Below are 20,451 nucleotides of genomic sequence, written 5' to 3'. Positions count from 1 at the left end.
TCGTTTATTGTGGGGGCTGTTCTTTTCGTTTCCTTTAAACCTTGTTATAATGGAAAAAGCTTTATAGGGAAGGTGAAATGATGGAAAAAATATTCACCTCTTTTATTCTTTGTCTAAGTCTTTTCGTTGCTTGTAGCCATGGTTCAATCGAAAATCCAATTTCTTCTAAAGAGACATCCTTAGCACTAAAAGAAAAAATCCCGTATGATTTTTTCCCGAGAACATATCATATCGTTTCTGTTGGTGACTCACTGACGCAAGGAGTGGGAGACAGTACGAAAAGAGGCGGCTATGTCCCATATTTACAAGAGCAACTTGAAGGGGAAAAGGGAATAAAAGAAGCTGTTTTTCATAATTTTGGTGTGAGTGGGAATCGTACCTCTCAAATCTTAAATAGGCTCAGGACAAACGAACTAAGATCCGCTGTGAAAGAAGCGGACATCGTGTTAATCACAACTGGTGGAAATGACATCATGAAAGTAGTTCGAGAAAATTTCTCAGGTCTAGATATGAAAGACTTTGATAGAGAGCTGATAAATTATGAGAAAACGTTAACCTCTGTCATGAATGCCATTCGTGAGGAAAATGAAGATGCGATGATTGGCATGATCGGTCTCTATAATCCTTTTTTTCTTTTTTTGGCAGATGTGAAAGAAATGGATATGGTGATTGATAAATGGAATCATGTCAGTCAAGATGTGTTAAAAAAATATGAGAACACACTTTTTGTAGAAATCGCAGACGTGTTCAAAGATAGTGAAGAGAATTTACTTTATACCGATTACTTTCATCCAAATGATAAAGGGTATGAGCTGATGGCTGATCGTATACATGATGTCTTGCAAGATGAAGCATTGCAGCAAAAGCTGGTGGCAGTAAAAAAGGAGAACGAACATAATGACAGATAAATGGAAAAAACGATTTTTTCTCCTTCTAGGATTAATCATCCTGTTTGTTTTAGTCGTTTTGATCATGGTGAATATGCCGATTAAAGACAAGGGATTATCACCAATAGCTGATGAACAAGAAGAGAATGTTCAGTTCCAAATTCAAGCGACCAAATCTGACTTAAATAAAATTATGAATCATTATATTGAGGAGGAAGGGTTGACAAGCCCAATCGCTTACGAAGTTCTACTTAACGATGAAGTAGAATTATATGGCACTATGAAGGTATTTACACAAGATATTGAGATGAAGCTTACTTTTGAACCGGAAGCTCTAGATAATGGAGATGTGATATTAAAGCAAAAATCGATTTCCATCGGTCAAATTCAACTTCCTGTATCATATGTTTTAAAGTTTATTCGTGATCAATATGATTTCCCTGAATGGGTAAGTATTCAACCAAATGATGAACTCGTTTATGTATCGTTACAAAGAATGAAATTAAAAAGTGATGTTAAGGTAAGAGTGAATAAATTTGATTTAGTCAATGACGATATTCAATTTTCGTTGTTGGTTCCGACCAATTAAAAGGTGGCATTTGTCATCTTTTTTTAGTACGAAAACAGCATATTTGCATTTAGGAATGAGATTCCTTTAATCTATAAGAAAATGAAGCGGATGGTGATACTAAAATGGAGAATCAGCAAATGGGAGTAGCAACTTTCGCTGGTGGATGTTTTTGGTGTATGGTGAAGCCTTTCGATGAACAGCCAGGCATTATGAAGGTAGTCTCTGGATATACAGGTGGACATACAGAAAACCCTACATATGAAGAGGTTTGTAGTGAGACGACAGGTCATCATGAAGCGGTACAAATCACGTTTAATCCAGAACTGTTTCCCTATGAAAAGTTATTGGATGTATATTGGCAGCAAATCGATCCAACAGACCCAGGTGGGCAGTTCTATGATCGGGGCCAATCCTATCAAACGGCCATTTTTTACCATAATGAAGAACAGAGAAAAATAGCGGAGGAATCGAAAAAGCATCTTCAAGAAAGTGGTCGATTCCAAAAACCGATTGCGACGAAAATATTGCCTGCACAACCGTTTTATGAGGCAGAGGAATATCACCAACATTTTTATCGGAAAAATCCAACAAGATATAATGCTTATAGTCAAGGTTCTGGACGAGTTGATTTCATTAAGAGACATTGGGGTGACAAAATTGAAAAATAAAGAACTAAAAGAAAAATTAACACCGATGCAATATGAGGTAACGCAAAATAGTGGTACGGAACCGCCATTCCGGAATGAATATTGGAATGAGTTTTCAGATGGAATTTATGTGGACATTGTCTCTGGAAAGCCATTATTCAGTTCAAAGGATAAATTTGATGCTGGCTGTGGTTGGCCGAGTTTTACGAAACCGATTGAGGAAGAAGAAATTATTGAAAAAGAGGACAAGAGTCATTTTATGATTCGTACTGAAGTACGTAGCAAAACGGCAGATTCTCATCTTGGCCATGTTTTTGATGATGGCCCTGGACCAACTGGCTTACGATACTGTATAAACTCTGCAGCCACACGCTTTATTCCTAAGGAAAAACTTGAAGAAGAAGGCTACGGTGAATACTTAAAACTATTTCATGAAGAGTGAAGAGAGGCTGGGTCATAACTAGCTTCAAAATAATGAGAAAGGTGTACTCAAATTCACCTTTCTCTAATTTTGTCTGTTAATTTTGCCATTAACGCAAGACCTTCGATTTTCCTCGTACAAAATTCTGAGTGAAACGCAAATTAGCCTTTAAGAATCCACATCGATTTCCGCTTTGTCTAAATTTCTACTATAAGACCCTATTTTGCTCCAACCATCTCTCACCCTTAAGCGGAAATTTTCCTGTTATATCTTTAAAGGAGCCCCTTTTAGGGGAAATAACGGAAGATTTTCCGCTTATGGAGGGCAAAATCGTTTATTTTGGCATTTTTTGACTAATTAGCAGGAATTTCTCCTGTTATTTCGGCTCTTTTTCATGATGCTTGCTCATTAAGCGGAAATTTTCCTGTTATTCTTTATGCAGATACGCCAACTGTTAATAGGAACACTTTATCCTCAAGTCGAGGAGATTTATACACTCCAAACTAGAATCAAAAAGTCGTTATCAGCGACTTTTTGACACCGCCTCATTATTCTTTTTTTAAAGACATTGTACAAATTGGGCAAATACACATACGGGTCAAGTACCTACTACATACATTAGCAGTGATAATAACCTAAATTGATTTCTAAGTGTAAGAAATTTTCATGGAAATCAATGGACAAAAAAATGAAGGAGTGGAGATAAAGTGAATTACGGATATGATACTTGTGGATATGACCCTTGCTTTACTGGATATGGTTATCCTGCACCTGCAGTAGGTGGAGTTGCGGTTGGTGGTTTTCGCGGAGGATTTGCGTTAATTGTGGTTCTTTTCATCCTATTAATTATTATTGGAGCTAGCTATTGCAAATAATCTGGGGGAAAGTGGAATTACCTTGCCAAAAGGTAATTCCTTTTTTTAATGCTGTAAGAAATGTAAGAAAATTAGAGGAATTCACCTATTAACGAACGATTGAGTTGGTGGATAAAATTAAAGTTCGTATTTTATTGTTGACCACCTTCTTTTTCTCTGCTATATTATTATAGGATTTGAAAAAACACGAAAAACGATAATCGAAAGCAACGACAGGGGGAAAAGCGATGAAAACGAACTATGATGTAATCGTTGTTGGTGCAGGACCTGCCGGAATTTTTACATGTTATGAACTAACATTAAAGATGCCTGAAGCAAATATTATTTTAATAGATAAGGGTCACGATATTTTTAAAAGACATTGTCCAATTTTACAAAAGAAGATTGAAAAATGCCCACCGGCAGCTGGAAGAAAAGAATTTGCAGGATGCTTACCAGCGTGTTCGATTACGAATGGTTTCGGTGGAGCTGGGGCATATTCTGATGGAAAGTTTAATATTACAAGTGAATTTGGGGGATGGATGACGGATTATTTGTCAGACTCTCAAGTGATTGAATTGATTAAATATGTTGATGAAATTAACCTTAAACATGGCGCAACAACAAGTATTACCGATCCATTAACACCTGCAGTAAAGGATATTGAAAGACGTGCATATGCTGCTGGATTAAAACTACTTCGCGCTCAAGTTAGACATTTAGGAACTGAACAAAATCTACAAATTCTTCAAGATATTTATGGTTACTTAACAGAAAAGATCGATATGTCCTTTAAAACGGAAGTAGAAGATTTAATGACAGAACGAACTTCTGATGGTCATAAGGTGACAGGAGTAAAGTTGAAATCAGGTGATTCCATTACTGCAGATAAAGTTGTCATTGCACCAGGAAGAGATGGAAGTGTATGGTTAGCAAAATTATTGAAATCTCGCCGCCTAAAAATGATCAGCAATCAGGTGGATGTAGGTGTCCGGGTCGAGACTTCCAATATCGTAATGGACGAAATTAACGAACATTTATACGAAGGGAAATTTACATTTAATACGTCGGTTGGGACAAGAGTCCGTACTTTCTGTAGTAACCCTTCAGGTCATGTTGTCGTTGAAAATCATTCTGGAACAATGCTTGCAAATGGTCATGCTTATAAAGATCCCAAACTAGGAAGCCCGAATACAAACTTCGCTTTGCTTGTTTCACATACATTCTCAGAGCCATTTGATAAACCGAATGAGTATGCAATTGCCATTTCTAAGCTGGCTAATGCATTATCAAATGGTGGAATCATCGTACAAAAGTACGGGGATATTTTAAAAGGTAGAAGATCAACGGAGAAACGAATTAAAGAGGGTTTTATCGAACCAACGCTGAAGGAAGCAGTTCCTGGAGATTTAGGACTTGTTTTACCTTACAATACATTGAAGAGCTTAGTAGAAATGACAGAAGCTTTAAACGTCGTTTCTCCTGGTCTTGCTTCTGAACACACATTATTTTACGGGGTAGAAGCGAAGTTTTACTCTGCACGTCCAAAATTAAATGATCGATTTGAAACAGAAATCAGTGGTCTTTATGTTGGTGGAGATGGTGCTGGTGTGACAAGAGGTCTTGCTCAGGCAAGTGCTTGTGGTGTTTGGATTGCGCGAGATATTATTGAAAAGAGTAAAAATACAACGAAAAAAGAATCAGTAACGGTATAATTTTATTTAAAAATCTGCCTATTAAAGGGCAGATTTTTTAGTTTAAGGACACGATGATCTTCTGAATGGTCGGACTTTTCAGAATTAATGATTTCCGTTACAATTTAAATAGATATTAATGATAGGCTTTTGACATGGAAAGAGGAGGATGAAGAAAATGAAGCAATCTCTATGGATAAACGGGGAGTGTGTAGAAACGAAGGAATATTCAACGTTATTAAGCCCATACGATCAATCGCTAATTGCTGAAGTCGCAGTGGCTGAAAAGAATGATGTACGTAAGGCAATAGAGGCAGCATCAAATGCTGAAGGTATCCTACGCTCATTGCCAGCCTATAAGCGGGCTGAAATTCTTGAGAACGTCGTAGAATTAATGAAAGAAAATAAAGAAGAATGTGCCCAAATCATTGCAAAAGAAGCGTCAAAACCATTAACAGCAGCTCGAACTGAAGTAGACAGAACGATCATGACTTATAAATTTTCCGCTCAAGAAGCGCGAAGGATTTATGGTGAAACAATACCGATGGATGCTGCTCCAGGCGGTGAAGGAAGAGTGGCTTATACGGTGAAAGAGCCGCTTGGAGTGATAGCTGCGATAACTCCATTTAACTTTCCAATGAATCTTGTAGCTCATAAAGTTGGACCTGCAATTGCTGCTGGAAACACGATTGTGTTAAAGCCTGCAACACAAACCCCTTTATCATCCTATAAAATTGCTCAATTTTTCCATGAAGCCGGTTTACCAAAAGGTGCTTTAAATGTTGTTACCGGTAGAGGTAGTACGGTTGGAGATGTCCTGGTCCAAGATGATCGTATTAAAATGATAACGTTTACAGGTAGTCCTGAAGTTGGCAAGCAAATCCGGGAAAAAGCTGGTTTAAAACGGGTAACGCTTGAGCTAGGGTCTAATGCAGCGGTAATTGTTGATGAGAATTCGAACTTAAAGGAAATAGTTCCGCGAATTGTAACTGGTGCTTTTGCATTCCAAGGGCAGGTTTGTATTTCTGTTCAACGAATTTATGTACATGATACAATCTATGAGGCTTTTGTTGAGCAGTTTATCGAACATACAAAGAAATTGAAGATTGGAGATCCGCTCGATGAGCAAACAGATGTTTCTGCTATGATTTCAAGAGGGGATCAAAATCGGGTGTTAAATTGGATTGAAAGTGCGACAAAATCAGGCGCAACGCTTGCTCTTGGTGGAAGAGGGGAGAATGCTATTTTACAGCCAACAGTTCTTTTAGATGTTCATCCAGAAGAGAAAATCTCATGTGAAGAAGCATTTGCTCCAGTCGTTCATATTAATCGAGTCAGTTCAATGGAAGAAGCGATTAACTTTGTAAATGAGTCAAAATATGGCTTACAGGCTGGTGTTTTCACGACCGACGTTGGTCGAGCATTTAAAGCAGCAAAAGAATTGCATGTAGGTGGAGTGATGATTAATGATTTTCCAACATTCCGCGTTGACCATATGCCATATGGAGGTGTGAAATTAAGTGGGATGGGAAGAGAAGGCATTAAATATGCGGTAGAGGAGATGACAGAATTAAAGCTGATAAGCTTTAAACTGTAGGACCGAGTTTAAATGCTGTTATGCAATGAGTATGTTTTTTTACTATCTATATTATCTCTTAAAAGCTTAAATTTACCTTTCCGATGAGGTTCATTAGCATACATTATTTTTGCATGCAACATTTCTTAAACTAGATTCATGTTTTTATGCGGTAAAATAATGTTTCATTAATCTACTACGGTTCAAAGGGCTAGGTACCATTTATGTAAAGGAGAGAAAAAATTGACTGCTACAAGTACTGTCATTACTGGAGAGAACTTCGTTATCGAGGTATTTAACGATCCATATAATAAAAGAATTCGAATTGAGGATATAAGGGGTAACGTTTATGAGGCGCTCGCAAAAGCAGAAGAAATAGCCTTACACTCAAATGCTGATAAACTCATCGTAAAGGGAAGAAATGAGCAGCTTATTCCACTGCTTGAACATGGATTTCAATGTGAAGCTGTAATTGAACGCTTTTTTCTAGGCTCTGACTGTTATTTTTGCTGTAAATATTATACGTATGAGCGAAGGAATAGCGACTCTTTTACGAAAGAGGACACAATGGTAAAAGATGTCCAATCATTAGAAAAGAATAGCGGGTTGAAATCACCTCCTGAGGAATACAAACTTATTTTCGTGCAAAAGGAGGAGGTAGCAGCGTTGGCACAACTGTATCAGCAGGTGTTCAAGATTTACCCTACCCCATTACATGACCCAGCGTACATTTTAAAAACAATGGAAGAAGGGACGATTTATTTTGCGTTTACTAAAGGAGAAGAGGTAGTGAGCGCTGCATCAGCGGAAGTAAATGAGTTTTACAAAAATGCGGAGCTTACAGACTGTGCAACGTTGCTTGAACATCGAAAATACGGTTTAATGAAAATTTTATTAGAGAAGCTTGAGGAAGAGCTTCTTGCTAGAGGAGTTTATTGCGCTTACTCGATTGCTAGAGCTCAATCATTCGGGATGAACGCAGCCTTACATCAACTGGGGTACCGTTATCGAGGAAGGTTAACAAATAACTGCTATATTTATGACAAAATCGAAAACATGAATATGTGGGTAAAGGATTTATCTTTTCAGGAAAAGATTTGAGAGAAACGCAAGTGAGACGGACGACATGCCGAAAAATCGTCTATTACTGCCGAATTTTCGGCATGTTTTAGAACAATGAATGAACTGGTAGGTGATGAATATTGCCACAGGAAATGGCCATTTCAAATGAAGTATTAAAGGCTATTCTTTCTAGAATTGATGAAGGGATTCATGTGGTCGACACAAATGGAACAACGATTTATTATAACGAGGTGGCAGCAAGGCATGATGGATTAAAAATTGCGGATGTAATTGGAAAACCACTACTTCATGTTTTTCCCTCATTGAACGTAAACACGAGTACATTGATCAAAGTCTTGAAGTCAAAAAAGGCAATTTATAATCAGGCGCAAATTTATACGAACGTATATGGGAAAAGAATAGAGACAATGAACACGACGCTCCCGATCTTTGTGAAAAAGCAATTTATAGGAGCGATGGAAATTGCGAAAGATCACACGACCATGAAAAAACTCTCTGAACAGCTTGTCGATTTGCAAAAACAGTTACTTTCAAAAAAAAATTCCTCTAAAAAACCAAGTACGGTATCTTATACTATGCAAGATCTATTAACGAAAAACCCTCATTTTGAGCAAATGAAAATAGAAGCAGAGCAACTGGCCCGTTCCCACTCTCCTGTATTAGTCTTTGGTGAAAGTGGAACAGGGAAGGAATTATTTGTACAAGGAATACATCATGCCTCTACTCGTGCTAATGCTCCATTTATTGCCCAAAATTGTGCGGCGATTCCTGAAAATCTCCTTGAAAGTATTCTCTTTGGAACCGCAAAAGGGAGCTATACCGGTGCAGTTGAACGTCCTGGATTATTTGAGTTGGCAGACAGTGGCACTCTTTTTCTAGATGAGATACATGCCATGCCGATCGATCTCCAAGCAAAGCTGCTACGCGTTCTTGAAGATGGACATTTCAGAAGGGTAGGAGGGGGGAGAGATATAGGTGCTGATGTAAGGGTGATTGCAGCAATGAATGTTCACCCTAAAAAAGCCCTTGAACAAAAAATGCTTCGTTCTGATTTGTTTTACCGTTTGAATGTCTTAACGTTTGAATTAATGTCTTTGCGAGAAAGAAAAGAAGATATTCTATATTTGTCAGAGGTCTTTATTCATCATTTTAACCAGAGTTTGAACAAGAATGTTAAAGGTATTTCAGAGAGTGTGAAAGAGGTACTCCTGAGTTATACATGGCCAGGAAACGTAAGAGAGTTGAAGCATGCTCTTGAATATATGATGAATATTTGTATGGGTGAACAACTGGAAATAGACGCTCTCCCGATTATGTTAAAGGAATTTATTAAGAATGGGAAAAGTCTGTCAAATAAAGAAGTGCTTTCATTTCGTGAAAAGATTGCAATGTACGAACAGAATTTAATTTTACAAGCTTTAAAGGAAACGGAAGGGAATATTCTCCAAGCAGCAACTTTATTACGGCTACCTAGACAAACGTTACAATATAAAATACAGAAGTATGGACTTGATGCCGAATAATCGGCATTTTTTTATCGATATTAATTGAAAAGCCTTTATTTTCCCTATTTACGAGCTTTGGCATGCTTTTTGCATAATTTATTATAAATACATTTCTAGGGGGATAAAGCGTGAAGCAAACATTATATAAGCCGAAAAGGCATTGGAAAGACATAGAGCTATGGAAAGATGTTACGGAGGAGCAATGGAATGATTGGCTTTGGCAATTAACGAATACAATTCGGACGCTCGAAGATTTAAAAAAAGTTATTCATTTAACTCCAGAAGAGGAAGAAGGAGTGAAAATTTCTACCAAAACGATTCCTTTAAATATAACTCCATATTATGCATCTCTCATGAATCCAGATGATCCCCGCTGTCCAATTCGGATGCAGTCAGTACCTATTTCAAAAGAAATTTATAAGACGAAATATGATTTAGAGGATCCTCTCCATGAAGATGAAGATTCTCCAGTACCTGGTTTAACACATCGTTATCCAGATCGCGTTCTTTTTCTCGTTACCAATCAATGTTCCATGTATTGCCGTTACTGCACAAGAAGAAGATTTTCTGGACAAATTGGCATGGGTGTTCCTAAGAAACAGTTGGATGAAGCGATCCATTATATTAGAAGTACTCCTGAAGTTAGAGATGTTCTCATTTCGGGTGGAGACGGATTGCTTATTAATGACACGATTTTAGAATATATTTTAAAAAATTTACGTGAAATCGATCATGTGGAAATTATACGAATTGGGACCAGGGCACCAGTGGTCTTCCCACAGCGAATTACCGAAAATCTATGTACTATTTTAAAGAAGTATCATCCTATCTGGCTCAATACGCACTTTAACACTTCGATTGAAATTACCGAAGATTCTAAGAGAGCATGTGAAATGCTTGCGAATGCAGGAGTCCCGGTTGGGAATCAATCAGTTATTTTAGCTGGAATTAACGACAGTGTGCCGATTATGAAAAAGCTGATGCACGATCTAGTGAAGATTCGAGTTCGCCCATATTATATTTATCAATGTGATTTATCTGAAGGTATTGGTCATTTCAGAGCACCTATTTCAAAAGGATTAGAAATTATTGAAGGCTTGAGAGGGCATACATCTGGCTACGCAGTCCCGACATTCGTCGTAGATGCACCTGGGGGTGGAGGTAAGATCTCATTGCAGCCAAACTACTTAATTTCCCAAAGTGCAGATAAAGTTGTCCTTCGAAATTTTGAGGGCGTAATTACGACATATCCAGAACCAGAATCTTATACACCTGGTACAGCTGAAGGATATTTTCAAGAAATCTACGAAGATATGGAAGAAAAACGTTCGAATGTAGGAATTTCAGCCTTGATGAATGATCAAAAATTCAATCTCGTTCCAGAAGGAATTGAACGCCTAAACCGTCGTCAATCATATGAGAGTGACCCAATGCATGCCTCCTTAAAAAACAAACGAGAAAAACGGGATCAATTAAAAGAGAAAAAATTCCAAGCACAACAGGAAAAATTTAAAAAAGTGGATCTCGAAACGAAGGAGGCGTAGTGATATGGCGTATTGTGATTGGTGCAGCAGTAGTGAGATTCATAAAGATCAACAATCCGTGTATTGGGAGTTACCAGATGGCACTAAAGCGATTGAAATTAGGGAGACTCCAACAATTGTGTGCAAGGAGTGCGGGATGACCTATCAAGACGACTCCATTGTCAAGGATATAGAAGATCAGCTTTTTCTAATTGATACAAAGGGAATCGATCGCTCCATTCGTTTTAAGGAGCTAATGAAACTCCCTAAATTGTTGAAGAGAAATTATTTTGATTTTTCTTCCTAGAACTAGAACTTGAAGAAAACTAGCACGCATTAAATGGTGCTAGTTTTCTTCTGTCTAATGTTATTTCCCTTTTAAGATCCAAAATCCAAATAATATAACCGTGACACCAATTGCCGTGCGCCAGCTAGGTATTTCTTTAAGAAAAGGCAACGTTCAAATTGTCTGGATTTTTTAATAGACTACTTCCATGAAAATAAGTTATAGTAAAAGACAATATCAAGAATAGAGGGAGAAAAGTACGTGATGTTGAAATCGTTCTATCATTTTTTAATGAAATATCGTCATCCTAAGCCACCGAATGACTTGAGTGTTTTTGCCAACGCTGCCTATACGGATCATAGTTTTCCAAAAAGTAGTGAGGATTACGATGAGCTAAGCAGTTATTTGGAATTGAATGGACATTATTTATCGAGCATGGTGGTATTTGATGAAGCATGGGAAATTTACCTTTCAACAGAAAAAAGGGAAACCAATGAATGAATTGGAGTCCCTTTTTTTGTTCTTCATCTATACTTCAGTAGAATGAGGTTTAATGACTTCTGAACCAAATTGAAGGCATTCGCTACAAATAGAAACTCCAGGTCCCAGTGCTAAATCGCCTACTTCCTGTTTACTCCTTCTACAGAACGAACAAGTGTCAATATGTTCTGTGTCCCTGTTTTGATTGGGAGTAGATGTCTTCTCTAAAGCACTATAGAGCTCATCAATGACTTCTGGTTCAATATAGTCAAAATCTCCTTTCAACTTCACGGCAATGGTTGTATAGGCAATTGCCATCCCTTCATAAAAACGTTGTCGTTCTAATGCTTCACTGCTTTTTGATTTTTCATCACATAATGAGCTTAATTTTTCTAGTTCTAAAATGGTGTCTTCAATTTTTGCGCCTCGAAAAGTCTTCTTGCGAAAATCTTGGTCCATAACGTATCCCTCCTAATTATCATATGTATACATTTGTATACATCTCTATAGGAATATATTCTTTCATGAGTAAAATATTTCCTGCTTTTTTTGAAAATTCTTTGCTTTTTTTATAAAGGAGCAAATGATGATGGATGTTTACTTTACTTAAAGTACGGTTTTTCTTATTTGAGCATATAATATCTTAATAAATTCACGACTCATCATGTGGGAGATGGAGGCTATGAAAGATAAGAAAAAACCAAAATTTAAGATCGGTGATACAGTCGTGATCACGATTTACGGTACTGTTGGGAAAATTACAGATGTTAAATGGCTGGATGGCATGCATGTATACGGAATTAACGGAAGTGAAGGCTTATTTATGGAATCAAGTCTTCAGTATCTGTCCGAATATGAAGGTAATATTATGGAGAAAGAGCAAATTGATATTGAGTATCGTTACTTTATCGGTGATCTTGTCCAAGTCAAAGGATATGGGGCTGATTTATTTAAAGTGGTAGGCTTTAGAACCGAAATTTGGAGATACAAAGAGGATGCATGGGAAGACGTTATTTACGAGCTTGCACGAATCAAAGATGGAGAATGGCTTGAAGCGGGTGAAGAAGAACTAACATTAGTAGCTGATGCAGAAAATGCAGAATCATTTATTCAAAAATTAGGTCTCTTATTTTTGGCGAATAAGAAAAAGCCATTGGAATTGCAAAATCCAAACCCTACACATAAAAAAGCAGAGAAACAGTTTCTTGAAGAACAAAAAGAGCAAAGTCAAATCATTGATACACTATTAGATATCTATAATGACTACTCGATTCTTTATGAGCTTTTTCAAGATGAGGAATATAAACATATTATGAGGATGGTTGTAAGAAAACTCCAGCTGATTGTACGTAAATCCCGCTCACTTCATCAAAGCAGTGACAACAGTTAAACAAAAAGAAGCAGCACAAACAGAAGGGGAATCCCTAAAATTATAATCGTTTTAAAATGGATAGAGGTCATTTTTCTAAATAATTGCAAGGTCATACTGTTATCCCCATTCAAATCGTTTCTCCATGTATCAATTGCTTTGGAAATGGTCATCATTTTGTCTTCCTCCTTTTTCATCATTCTATGCTTGTCCATTGCAGGAATATGACAGAAATTTTGAACATGAGATTTCTTTGTTCCTAATACTAGGAAATGTTCGATCAATAGGAAGTGGAAGATAGTATAGAAAGTGTTCGCTGTTGAGCGGACATTTTTCCTATGCAGCAAAAATATACATAGATTAAACTGAAAGTGAGATTGAAACTATTTTTCAAGGTGTACGTATAAGAAAATAAAAGCTTGAAAGGGAGGAAATGTGGATGTCATTCTTTAATAAAATGTTTGCAAGTGTTGGGATTGGAGCTGCGAAGGTTGATACGAAATTAGAAAGAGATATTGTTGCTCCAGGAGAGGAAGTAAGAGGAATAGTCGTCATACAGGGGGGGAAAACGGAACAATCCATTGATGCTATCTATTTGACGCTAAATACGACTTACATAAAAGAAAGTGATGACAAGAAATATACAAAAACTGGTCAAGTTGATAAATTTAAATTAACGGAACCGTTTATCATTAGAGCGAATGAAAGAAGAGAAATTCCAATTTCTTTTCGACTTCCTAGTGACACCCCTTTAACTTTAGGAAAAACGAAGGTATGGGTAAGCACTGGATTGGATATAAAAAATGCAGTGGATCCTTCTGATAAAGATTTCATCCGAGTGGTGCCCAATCACTTGATGGAATCGGTACTTAATGCTGTCTCTGATCTAGGCTTTCGCTTAAGAGAGACAGAATGTGAAGAAGCACCTTACAAAATGCGTCGTCGCCTTCCGTTTGTTCAAGAATTCGAATTTGTACCAATAACAGGGGCGTTTAGAGGACGATTAGATGAATTGGAGCTTGTATTTTTCCCAACTTCAAGTGAGCAATTGGAAATTATGATGCAGGTAGATCGACGGGCTAGAGGAATAGGAAGTTTATTTGCAGAGGCTTTGAATATGGACGAAACGAATGTACGCTTACATGTAACTAGTGCAGATATCCCAACGATGCAGCAGAAAATTCACAGTGTTATCAAACGCTATTCTTAAGAGCAAAAGGAGAAAATAATGTAATACCTTCAAAGCTTTCCACGATAGCAAATAGTGTATATATCTTATTTTTAAGCTGTTGTCGCAACATTCCCTGAAATTTAACATATGTAAGAATGAAAAGGAGTTTGCCATCATACATTTTGTACAAAGGGGGCGATTCTGTGAAGGAAATTGAAGTATTTATTGATACGGACGAAATAGCAGATTTTTTCTTCCAAGAGTTAGTAAGGAGAGGATACGCTCCTTCGGATGGGGAAGCAGAGGAACTTGCAGACATCACGTTTGAGTATTTATTAGCTAAATGTATCATTGATGAAGAAGAAGACGCATAAGTTTTACTTAAATATGAGAGAAATTAATATGAAAGAGAAGGGGCAATACAAAAAGGTTGGTTATGCTATCTTTTTGTATTGCCCTATTTCTATTACGTGTTTTTTCGATCTTTTGCGGTGTTTTCTTTTCCATGTGCTTCATGCTCCGCGACGATTTGTTCTGGTGGAATATGATTATTCTTTTTTGGCTGATTGATGCGACTTCTATGCTTTTTACCCATAGTACCCTCCAATTTGCCTATTTTTGATGTTTTCTTTTAATCGTTAAAGACGTATGAGGTTCTGTATTGGATCTAGAAGATGGATTGGTTTCGTTTGCATGTTGAACTGCTTGCTCAAGCTTTTTACTCATTTTTCCTTTTGACAAGATAAATTCCTCCCATATAGAAAGTCCTGTTTATTTTTCCCGAATATGATCGAATCATTCGTAATGAAAAGTCATGACTCTACAAACAATAAAAATAACGCTATAATAGGACAAGAATGATTGTGTACATGTTATACTTATTTTTCATAAAGGTTAAGGAGGATTTTTCATGAGTGTACATATTGGTGCTAAAGAAAATGAAATTGCAGAAACAGTTCTATTACCTGGTGATCCATTAAGGGCAAAATATATAGCTGAAACTTTTTTAGAAAATCCTGTTTGCTATAACGAAGTTCGTAATATGTTTGGATATACTGGTACGTATAAAGGAAAGCGTGTATCTGTACAAGGAACGGGGATGGGGGTTCCTTCAATTTCGATCTATGTAAATGAGCTTATGCAAAGCTATAATGTGCAAAACTTGATTCGTGTAGGTACCTGTGGAGCTATTCAGAAAGATGTGAAAGTGAGAGATGTTATATTAGCCATGACTGCTTCTACTGACTCTCAGATGAATCGCATTACCTTCGGTGGAATTGACTATGCTCCAACAGCAAATTTTGATCTTCTAAAAAAAGCTTATGATGTAGGGGTTGAAAAGGGGCTTAATCTAAAGGTTGGAAATGTCTTTACAGCAGATATGTTCTATAATGATAATGCGGATCATGAGAAGTGGGCCCAATACCAAATCCTTGCGATTGAAATGGAAACAGCAGCACTGTATACTTTGGCAGCAAAGTTTAACCGTAATGCATTATCTGTTCTAACCGTTAGTGATCATATATTAACTGGAGAAGAAACAACTGCTGGGGAGAGACAAACAACTTTTAATGAGATGATTGAGGTTTCTCTAGAGGCTGCTATAAAGTAAGACATGTAATAAAAGCACGCAGCTTCGCCATCAATATGTGGAGCTGCCTTTTTCGCATTCCCTGTTTATTTAGTGAAAATATTGTAAAATGGATTTGTCTTAGTTTAAGTAGACAAATAACTCATTGAAGTATTGGTGGTTATCATGAGAAAAATATTCATAACAGTATACGTAGTAAGCATCGCTCTTATCATGAGCGGATGCAATCAATTTGATTCCCTTGTAAATAAGATTCCGTTTATGAATCAAAGCGACGGAGGACATGGATTCAAGGAGAATGAGGAAATAGTAGAGAATGATGAGCCATCTGTAGAGGAAGAAGAGATTGCATCAGATATTCTCACTTTAGAGGCGCAATTTTTTAATGAAATTGAAGAAGTGAATGGGAAGTTGACGATCCAAAACCCTCTCAATATATTGGCTTTAGTCAATAAAGAGTTTTCTCTTCCTGAACAATATGCACCAGAGGATCTTGTCCGACCTAAGGTCCCTTTCTCTTTCGGTGATCTGGACATTGAAAAAAGTTATATGCGGAAAGAGGCAGCAGAGCATCTTGAATTATTGTTTAAAGCTGCGGAAAAAGCAAACATAGAAATATTTGCGGTCTCTGGATATCGCTCGTATGACCGTCAAGTTGACGTCTTTGCAGCAAAGGCTAGTCAAGTAGGAGAACAAGCAGCCGCTACTGTTGTGGCGGTCCCAGGATTTAGTGAACATCAAACAGGACTTGCAATGGACATCTCCAGTAGAAGTATAAATCTTGAGTTGATTGAGAAATTTGAAGAGACAAAAGAAGGTATATGGTTAGCCGACAACGCTTATAAATTTGGGTTCATTTTACGATATCCAAAGGGAAAAGAGGATATTACAGGTTATCAATATGAACCTTGGCATTTCCGATACGTCGGAATTGAAGTTGCGAAACTCATGTATGAAAAAGATCTAACCTTGGAAGAGTATTTTAACATCGTAGAGAAAATTTAAACGGAGTCATAATTTGTTCACATTTTCTCTATACCATTATATTAGGGGACTACCTACTTTTTTCTTTGTTAAATGATGGAATTAAAGGTTATGCTTTTTATCACAAGATTTTATTGAGTTTAACAACTAGCTTATAGAGCGAGCATTCTACGGAATTGAAAGTGGTGACAATATTGGAAAATGAAGAATTGAATAAAGAGCCCAATGACAACCAATCTGGATTCATTCAGATGAAAAAGTTTCACTTCGTCATGCTTTTGTTCTTCGTTGTGTTCTTAGCAGCAGGTATCACAACATTTGCACTTGCATTTGGAGACGAAAAGGCAGTTCCAGTAGTAAGTGAGGAAAGAGAAGAGTTTGAAAAGTTTTACACTGCTTATGATACGATTAAAAAGAGCTACTATAAAGAAGTGGATGAAAATACATTAGTTAACGGAGCTATTAATGGGATGATTGAATCTCTCGAAGATCCTTATTCAGATTATATGAATGAGGAAGAGGCAGCTAACTTCCATCAGAGTATTTCATCTTCCTTCGAAGGAATCGGAGCAGAAATACAAGAACGAGATGGCTATATTGTCATCGTTTCTCCACTTAAGGGTTCTCCAGCTGAAAAGGCAGGTATACGTCCAGAGGATAAAGTTCTTTCAGTAGATGGAGAAAGCCTTCAAGGAATGAGTTCAACGGAGGCAGTTCTATTGATTAGGGGAGAAAAAGGAACGAAGGTTGAACTTGAAATTGAACGGCCAGGTATAGAAGAACATTTAATGATGACGATTGTCCGTGATACAATCCCTATAGAAACGGTTTATGGAGAAATGATTGATGATGAAATTGCAAAGGTGCAAATTACATCATTCTCTGATAATACCTCAAAAGAATTGATTGAAACATTAAATGAACTGCAAAATCAAGGTATGAAAGGCTTAGTATTAGATTTACGTCAGAATCCAGGTGGACTTCTAGATCAAGCGATTACGATTTCCAGTCTCTTTGTTCCAGAAGGAGAAATATTATTCCAAATTGAGGACAGAGATGGAAATATTGAACAAATGAAATCGAATAGTAAAAATAACCCTGAGATTCCACTCGTCGTCGTGATTGATAAAGGGAGTGCAAGTGCTTCAGAAATTCTTGCAGCAGCTGTAAGTGAGTCTGCGGACATTCCTTTAGTTGGAGAGAAATCTTTTGGTAAAGGTACTGTGCAAAGAGCGCAAGATTTTGCAGATGGATCCAATATCAAGTTTACGACGGAGAAATGGTTAACTCCAAATGGTAATTGGATTCACGAAAAAGGGATTACTCCAGATTATGAAGTAGCTTTACCTGAATATTCGACATTAACGATCTTAAATCCAAACGATGAATTAAAGCTTTCCAGTTCATCAGCTCAAGTTAAATCAGCTCAATCAATGCTTAAAGCTCTTGGATTTGACCCTGGTCGTGAAGACGGATTTTTCGATGAAAAGACGGAAAGTGCCGTGAGCGACTTCCAAAAAGCTGAAAAGTTAGAGGAAACAGGTGTACTTACGGGTGAAACATCACTGAAGCTAATGGAAAAGCTAAGGGAACTGATTAACAAAAATGATACGCAAATACAAAAAGCTGTTGAACTATTAAAAGAACAGTTATAAATCGAACCTGATGATAATATTGCCATAGGAGCATTCGTTTCCGAACTATTAAAAGAACAACTATAGATCGAACCCTCCCGTCCCGGAGGGTTCTTTTCATTCTGTAAAATATTTGTATGTAGATTGGAAATAGGCTAAAATGACTTCTTAGAGAGTATAAACAGTGTTAGAAGGAGCTGTATTTGAGGTGAGGAATTGCGACAGATTGTAAATTTCAATGAACAGCTCAAAGTTGAAATCGAAAATTTTGAACACTCATGCCAGCAGATGTGTGCATTCCTTGAAGAGAAGTATCAACAGGCTTTTCAAGTCTACAATGCACGATTATTAATCGAATTTATGAGAACGTTAAAAGGGAATTTGGCTAATCCAACTGATCTGGATCAAGATTGTTATGAGTCGTTTATTGAGATTGGAATCGAAAAAGATGATGAGTATTTTCCTAATGCCTACATTCCAGTTTGGCGTTGCAAAAAGGAGTATTTTCAGAAAATAGGATATTACACCAAATATGATATCAAAGGAATAGAGCGGAAAATAACGTTAATGATTGAAGAAATGCTACAGGAGAAAAAAGAAGAGTCGAAATAGTTATGCATGCTCTTTATTCAATAAGGGAAAACTCACTATATGTAAAATTTTGAAAATGAGTGAGTATAAATGAAAACGATAAGAGTATTTTTCCTTTCCATTTTAATAGTTGGCTCACATCACCATGTAAGAGCTGAAAAAAATGTAGAGGAAGAAATAGAGTTAATTCCTTGGGAAGAAGTAAATTTATTCATTCCTAAGTACACAAAGTTCACGGTAAAGGATGTCTCAAGTGGACTAGAATTTAAGGTGCAAAGACGAGCAGGGAGTAAGCACGCTGATGTACAACCTTTGACATCAGAAGATACTAAGATCATGAAGGAAATTTACCAAGGAAAATGGAGTTGGAAACGAAGAGCGATTATCGTCCTTTATAATGGCCGACAAATTGCAGCGTCTATGCACGGGATGCCACATGGGGCAGGTGCACTACAGAATAATTTTCCTGGCCATTTTTGTATCCATTTTTACGGGAGTACCACTCATCGAAAAAACTTTATGGATTTATCCCATAAACTGATGATACTGAAATCTGCTGGAAAATTGTATGAGCATTTGCGATGGTCAAACCCTTATGAAGTAATCAGTGCCTTTATTGCAGGTATTAAAGAAGATGATGAAGAGATTATGGATATGGTGACGCTCCAAAACATAGAGTGGAAGAAATCTTTATCCAAAATAGATACAATCGCTATCTTGAAGATGCCACAGCTTCCAGATGAAGATTTAACATCCTATTTAAAGCTCTCCGTACCGATCCAAATTGAATGGTATATGAAAGATGTGGGAAAAAGGAAAGTAAATGGGGAAATTCACCTTTTTAAATGGACGCCAGATGGTGGTTGGAAAATTGATGCTCAACAATTTAAAGAAGACTTTTTTGAAGGTGAACCTCGAGAAAATAACGCTTGAGAATTTTTTCTCAAACGTTATTTTTTTCACCAAATTTAATAAAGGTTTTTTCATCTTCAATTAAGCCACATGAAGCACATTGAACTCGTTTTTCTGGTCCGTTGTAGGCCAGATGAAAAGGACTTAATTGCTCACTTGCGTATTCTTCTAGGAGATCACCTGTACGTGGGTCCATTTTTACAGACTGTACATCTTGTTTTATAATATTGAATCGACTACGATTCGTTTTACAATTTGGACAACAATAAGGGGTATTCATTTTTGTACTCCTTTCAGATTTAAGATGAATTTCATTTTATTTTAATTTTCCCTTAAAAGAAGGAAACATACGATTATGAAAGTAAATGAGCTGTTTGTCCATTTTAGAAAGGGTGTTTGTTCATAGAAAATCACTTTGATGAGTTAATCATACATTATCGTTCACTATGGAATAATCGAGTACTAGTAGTTGAGGACAATAGTGAGAAAACGTTATTGGAGACCATTCAGAAAGAGCTGAAGGACGAAAATTCACATCCGCGCGTTCGTAAAGGAATCCATGAAAAATTTTATCTCGCTATCAAAAGAATTAATGACTCTTCGTTACCAGAAGACATTCAATCGCAACTGATTGCAATACATATTAAAATTATGGAAGAGTTAATATAGAAG

The 20,451-nt window shown here is 36.9% G+C and carries 26 protein-coding genes; 21 read left to right on the top strand and 5 right to left on the bottom strand.

Features of this window, described 5'->3' with window-relative positions; all coding sequences use genetic code 11:
- Nucleotides 1-77 precede the first annotated feature (77 nt).
- The 12 genes from BMSHG_RS18065 to BMSHG_RS18010 all read left to right on the top strand — a co-directional run bounded on the left by BMSHG_RS18065 (nt 78) and on the right by BMSHG_RS18010 (nt 11,548).
- Nucleotides 78-908 carry an SGNH/GDSL hydrolase family protein gene (locus BMSHG_RS18065; protein ID WP_235776409.1) on the top strand — a complete coding sequence of 277 codons (831 nt, stop codon included), beginning with the start codon at nt 78-80 and terminating at the stop codon, nt 906-908.
- Nucleotides 898-1,476, top strand: coding sequence for a YpmS family protein (locus tag BMSHG_RS18060; RefSeq protein WP_019155871.1), 579 nt, complete (start codon nt 898-900; stop codon nt 1,474-1,476). The genes BMSHG_RS18065 and BMSHG_RS18060 overlap by 11 nt, the downstream gene beginning before the upstream one ends.
- Before the next feature lie 104 nt (nt 1,477-1,580).
- Nucleotides 1,581-2,126, top strand: a complete 546-nt coding sequence (gene msrA, locus BMSHG_RS18055; protein WP_026073516.1) for a peptide-methionine (S)-S-oxide reductase MsrA — start codon at nt 1,581-1,583, stop codon at nt 2,124-2,126.
- Nucleotides 2,116-2,547 carry a peptide-methionine (R)-S-oxide reductase MsrB gene (gene msrB, locus BMSHG_RS18050; RefSeq protein WP_019155869.1) on the top strand — a complete coding sequence of 144 codons (432 nt, stop codon included), beginning with the start codon at nt 2,116-2,118 and terminating at the stop codon, nt 2,545-2,547. The genes msrA and msrB overlap by 11 nt, the downstream gene beginning before the upstream one ends.
- Nucleotides 2,548-3,233: 686 nt before the next feature.
- A complete protein-coding gene (locus BMSHG_RS18045) occupies nt 3,234-3,401 on the top strand; it encodes a YjcZ family sporulation protein (RefSeq protein ID WP_019155868.1) in 168 nt (55 codons plus the stop codon).
- A 227-nt stretch (nt 3,402-3,628) separates the two neighbouring features.
- Nucleotides 3,629-5,095 carry an NAD(P)/FAD-dependent oxidoreductase gene (locus BMSHG_RS18040; RefSeq protein ID WP_019155867.1) on the top strand — a complete coding sequence of 489 codons (1,467 nt, stop codon included), beginning with the start codon at nt 3,629-3,631 and terminating at the stop codon, nt 5,093-5,095.
- 157 nt (nt 5,096-5,252) lie between these two features.
- Nucleotides 5,253-6,671 (top strand): aldehyde dehydrogenase family protein, encoded by a 1,419-nt coding sequence (locus tag BMSHG_RS18035; RefSeq protein ID WP_019155866.1) that lies wholly within the window; start codon nt 5,253-5,255, stop codon nt 6,669-6,671.
- 222 nt (nt 6,672-6,893) lie between these two features.
- The gene (gene ablB, locus BMSHG_RS18030; RefSeq protein ID WP_019155865.1) at nt 6,894-7,751 is read left to right on the top strand and encodes a putative beta-lysine N-acetyltransferase; all 858 of its coding nucleotides are present in this window, start codon (nt 6,894-6,896) and stop codon (nt 7,749-7,751) included.
- 101 nt (nt 7,752-7,852) lie between these two features.
- Nucleotides 7,853-9,256 (top strand): sigma-54 interaction domain-containing protein, encoded by a 1,404-nt coding sequence (locus BMSHG_RS18025; protein WP_019155864.1) that lies wholly within the window; start codon nt 7,853-7,855, stop codon nt 9,254-9,256.
- 110 nt (nt 9,257-9,366) lie between these two features.
- Nucleotides 9,367-10,782 carry a lysine 2,3-aminomutase gene (kamA, locus tag BMSHG_RS18020; protein ID WP_019155863.1) on the top strand — a complete coding sequence of 472 codons (1,416 nt, stop codon included), beginning with the start codon at nt 9,367-9,369 and terminating at the stop codon, nt 10,780-10,782.
- A 4-nt stretch (nt 10,783-10,786) separates the two neighbouring features.
- Nucleotides 10,787-11,068, top strand: a complete 282-nt coding sequence (locus BMSHG_RS18015) for a YokU family protein (RefSeq protein WP_019155862.1) — start codon at nt 10,787-10,789, stop codon at nt 11,066-11,068.
- A gap of 246 nt (nt 11,069-11,314) precedes the next feature.
- The gene (locus BMSHG_RS18010) at nt 11,315-11,548 is read left to right on the top strand and encodes a YozE family protein (RefSeq protein ID WP_026073515.1); all 234 of its coding nucleotides are present in this window, start codon (nt 11,315-11,317) and stop codon (nt 11,546-11,548) included.
- Nucleotides 11,549-11,575: 27 nt separating this feature from the next.
- On the opposite strand, the gene BMSHG_RS18005 is transcribed toward BMSHG_RS18010, so the two are convergent.
- On the bottom strand, nt 11,576-11,986 hold the full coding sequence (locus tag BMSHG_RS18005; protein WP_019155860.1) for a ClpX C4-type zinc finger protein: 411 nt from the start codon (nt 11,984-11,986) through the stop codon (nt 11,576-11,578).
- Between the two features lie 223 nt (nt 11,987-12,209).
- Here BMSHG_RS18005 and BMSHG_RS18000 point away from each other — a divergent pair, with 223 nt between their 5' ends.
- Nucleotides 12,210-12,917 (top strand): hypothetical protein, encoded by a 708-nt coding sequence (locus BMSHG_RS18000; RefSeq protein WP_019155859.1) that lies wholly within the window; start codon nt 12,210-12,212, stop codon nt 12,915-12,917.
- On the opposite strand, the gene BMSHG_RS28295 is transcribed toward BMSHG_RS18000, so the two are convergent.
- Complete coding sequence (locus tag BMSHG_RS28295) at nt 12,914-13,072, bottom strand: hypothetical protein (protein WP_019155858.1); 159 nt, start codon at nt 13,070-13,072, stop codon at nt 12,914-12,916. The two genes, BMSHG_RS18000 and BMSHG_RS28295, sit on opposite strands and share 4 nt — an antisense overlap.
- 263 nt (nt 13,073-13,335) lie before the next feature.
- On the opposite strand from BMSHG_RS28295, the gene BMSHG_RS17990 reads away from it, so the two are divergent.
- Together BMSHG_RS17990 and BMSHG_RS27750 are read left to right on the top strand one after the other, a co-directional pair.
- A complete protein-coding gene (locus BMSHG_RS17990) occupies nt 13,336-14,106 on the top strand; it encodes a sporulation protein (RefSeq protein WP_019155857.1) in 771 nt (256 codons plus the stop codon).
- A gap of 164 nt (nt 14,107-14,270) precedes the next feature.
- On the top strand, nt 14,271-14,441 hold the full coding sequence (locus BMSHG_RS27750) for a YozD family protein (protein WP_019155856.1): 171 nt from the start codon (nt 14,271-14,273) through the stop codon (nt 14,439-14,441).
- A 92-nt stretch (nt 14,442-14,533) separates the two neighbouring features.
- Here BMSHG_RS27750 and BMSHG_RS29320 read toward each other — a convergent pair whose 3' ends face one another.
- Together BMSHG_RS29320 and BMSHG_RS29315 are read right to left on the bottom strand one after the other, a co-directional pair.
- Nucleotides 14,534-14,662, bottom strand: a complete 129-nt coding sequence (locus BMSHG_RS29320; RefSeq protein WP_019155855.1) for a hypothetical protein — start codon at nt 14,660-14,662, stop codon at nt 14,534-14,536.
- 17 nt (nt 14,663-14,679) lie between these two features.
- Nucleotides 14,680-14,808: a hypothetical protein gene (locus tag BMSHG_RS29315; protein WP_019155854.1), complete on the bottom strand. Its 129-nt coding sequence runs from the start codon at nt 14,806-14,808 to the stop codon at nt 14,680-14,682.
- Nucleotides 14,809-14,977: 169 nt separating this feature from the next.
- Here BMSHG_RS29315 and deoD point away from each other — a divergent pair, with 169 nt between their 5' ends.
- The 5 genes from deoD (at nt 14,978) to BMSHG_RS17950 (ending at nt 19,800) form a co-directional block, all read left to right on the top strand.
- Nucleotides 14,978-15,679: a purine-nucleoside phosphorylase gene (deoD, locus tag BMSHG_RS17970; RefSeq protein WP_019155853.1), complete on the top strand. Its 702-nt coding sequence runs from the start codon at nt 14,978-14,980 to the stop codon at nt 15,677-15,679.
- Between the two features lie 144 nt (nt 15,680-15,823).
- Entirely contained in the window at nt 15,824-16,663 is an 840-nt protein-coding gene (locus BMSHG_RS17965; protein WP_019155852.1) for a D-Ala-D-Ala carboxypeptidase VanY, read from the top strand.
- A gap of 173 nt (nt 16,664-16,836) precedes the next feature.
- Nucleotides 16,837-18,297, top strand: a complete 1,461-nt coding sequence (locus BMSHG_RS17960) for a lmo1851 family serine protease (RefSeq protein ID WP_019155851.1) — start codon at nt 16,837-16,839, stop codon at nt 18,295-18,297.
- A 195-nt stretch (nt 18,298-18,492) separates the two neighbouring features.
- Complete coding sequence (locus tag BMSHG_RS17955) at nt 18,493-18,888, top strand: hypothetical protein (RefSeq protein ID WP_019155850.1); 396 nt, start codon at nt 18,493-18,495, stop codon at nt 18,886-18,888.
- 69 nt (nt 18,889-18,957) lie between these two features.
- Nucleotides 18,958-19,800 (top strand): hypothetical protein, encoded by an 843-nt coding sequence (locus BMSHG_RS17950; protein WP_019155849.1) that lies wholly within the window; start codon nt 18,958-18,960, stop codon nt 19,798-19,800.
- Nucleotides 19,801-19,810: 10 nt separating this feature from the next.
- Here BMSHG_RS17950 and BMSHG_RS17945 read toward each other — a convergent pair whose 3' ends face one another.
- Nucleotides 19,811-20,059 (bottom strand): hypothetical protein, encoded by a 249-nt coding sequence (locus tag BMSHG_RS17945; protein ID WP_019155848.1) that lies wholly within the window; start codon nt 20,057-20,059, stop codon nt 19,811-19,813.
- A gap of 116 nt (nt 20,060-20,175) precedes the next feature.
- Here BMSHG_RS17945 and BMSHG_RS17940 point away from each other — a divergent pair, with 116 nt between their 5' ends.
- Nucleotides 20,176-20,448: a hypothetical protein gene (locus BMSHG_RS17940; protein WP_019155847.1), complete on the top strand. Its 273-nt coding sequence runs from the start codon at nt 20,176-20,178 to the stop codon at nt 20,446-20,448.
- Nucleotides 20,449-20,451 lie beyond the last annotated feature (3 nt).

This window comes from Robertmurraya massiliosenegalensis JC6 (assembly GCF_000311725.1).
Taxonomy (GTDB): domain Bacteria; phylum Bacillota; class Bacilli; order Bacillales; family Cytobacillaceae; genus Robertmurraya; species Robertmurraya massiliosenegalensis.
This window is presented reverse-complemented; position numbering and strand designations above follow the sequence as displayed.

What these genes read in the sequence shown, in the direction of transcription:
- BMSHG_RS18065 (WP_235776409.1), top strand. Translation starts at nt 78, where the DNA reads ATGATGGAAAAAATATTCACCTCTTTTATTCTTTGTCTAAGTCTTTTC.
- BMSHG_RS18060 (WP_019155871.1), top strand. Translation starts at nt 898, where the DNA reads ATGACAGATAAATGGAAAAAACGATTTTTTCTCCTTCTAGGATTAATC.
- msrA (WP_026073516.1), top strand. Translation starts at nt 1,581, where the DNA reads ATGGAGAATCAGCAAATGGGAGTAGCAACTTTCGCTGGTGGATGTTTT.
- BMSHG_RS18040 (WP_019155867.1), top strand. Translation starts at nt 3,629, where the DNA reads ATGAAAACGAACTATGATGTAATCGTTGTTGGTGCAGGACCTGCCGGA.
- BMSHG_RS18035 (WP_019155866.1), top strand. Translation starts at nt 5,253, where the DNA reads ATGAAGCAATCTCTATGGATAAACGGGGAGTGTGTAGAAACGAAGGAA.
- BMSHG_RS18015 (WP_019155862.1), top strand. Translation starts at nt 10,787, where the DNA reads ATGGCGTATTGTGATTGGTGCAGCAGTAGTGAGATTCATAAAGATCAA.
- BMSHG_RS18005 (WP_019155860.1), bottom strand. Translation starts at nt 11,986, where the DNA reads ATGGACCAAGATTTTCGCAAGAAGACTTTTCGAGGCGCAAAAATTGAA.
- BMSHG_RS18000 (WP_019155859.1), top strand. Translation starts at nt 12,210, where the DNA reads ATGAAAGATAAGAAAAAACCAAAATTTAAGATCGGTGATACAGTCGTG.
- BMSHG_RS28295 (WP_019155858.1), bottom strand. Translation starts at nt 13,072, where the DNA reads ATGATGACCATTTCCAAAGCAATTGATACATGGAGAAACGATTTGAAT.
- BMSHG_RS17990 (WP_019155857.1), top strand. Translation starts at nt 13,336, where the DNA reads ATGTCATTCTTTAATAAAATGTTTGCAAGTGTTGGGATTGGAGCTGCG.
- BMSHG_RS29320 (WP_019155855.1), bottom strand. Translation starts at nt 14,662, where the DNA reads ATGGGTAAAAAGCATAGAAGTCGCATCAATCAGCCAAAAAAGAATAAT.
- deoD (WP_019155853.1), top strand. Translation starts at nt 14,978, where the DNA reads ATGAGTGTACATATTGGTGCTAAAGAAAATGAAATTGCAGAAACAGTT.
- BMSHG_RS17965 (WP_019155852.1), top strand. Translation starts at nt 15,824, where the DNA reads ATGAGAAAAATATTCATAACAGTATACGTAGTAAGCATCGCTCTTATC.
- BMSHG_RS17950 (WP_019155849.1), top strand. Translation starts at nt 18,958, where the DNA reads ATGAAAACGATAAGAGTATTTTTCCTTTCCATTTTAATAGTTGGCTCA.
- BMSHG_RS17945 (WP_019155848.1), bottom strand. Translation starts at nt 20,059, where the DNA reads ATGAATACCCCTTATTGTTGTCCAAATTGTAAAACGAATCGTAGTCGA.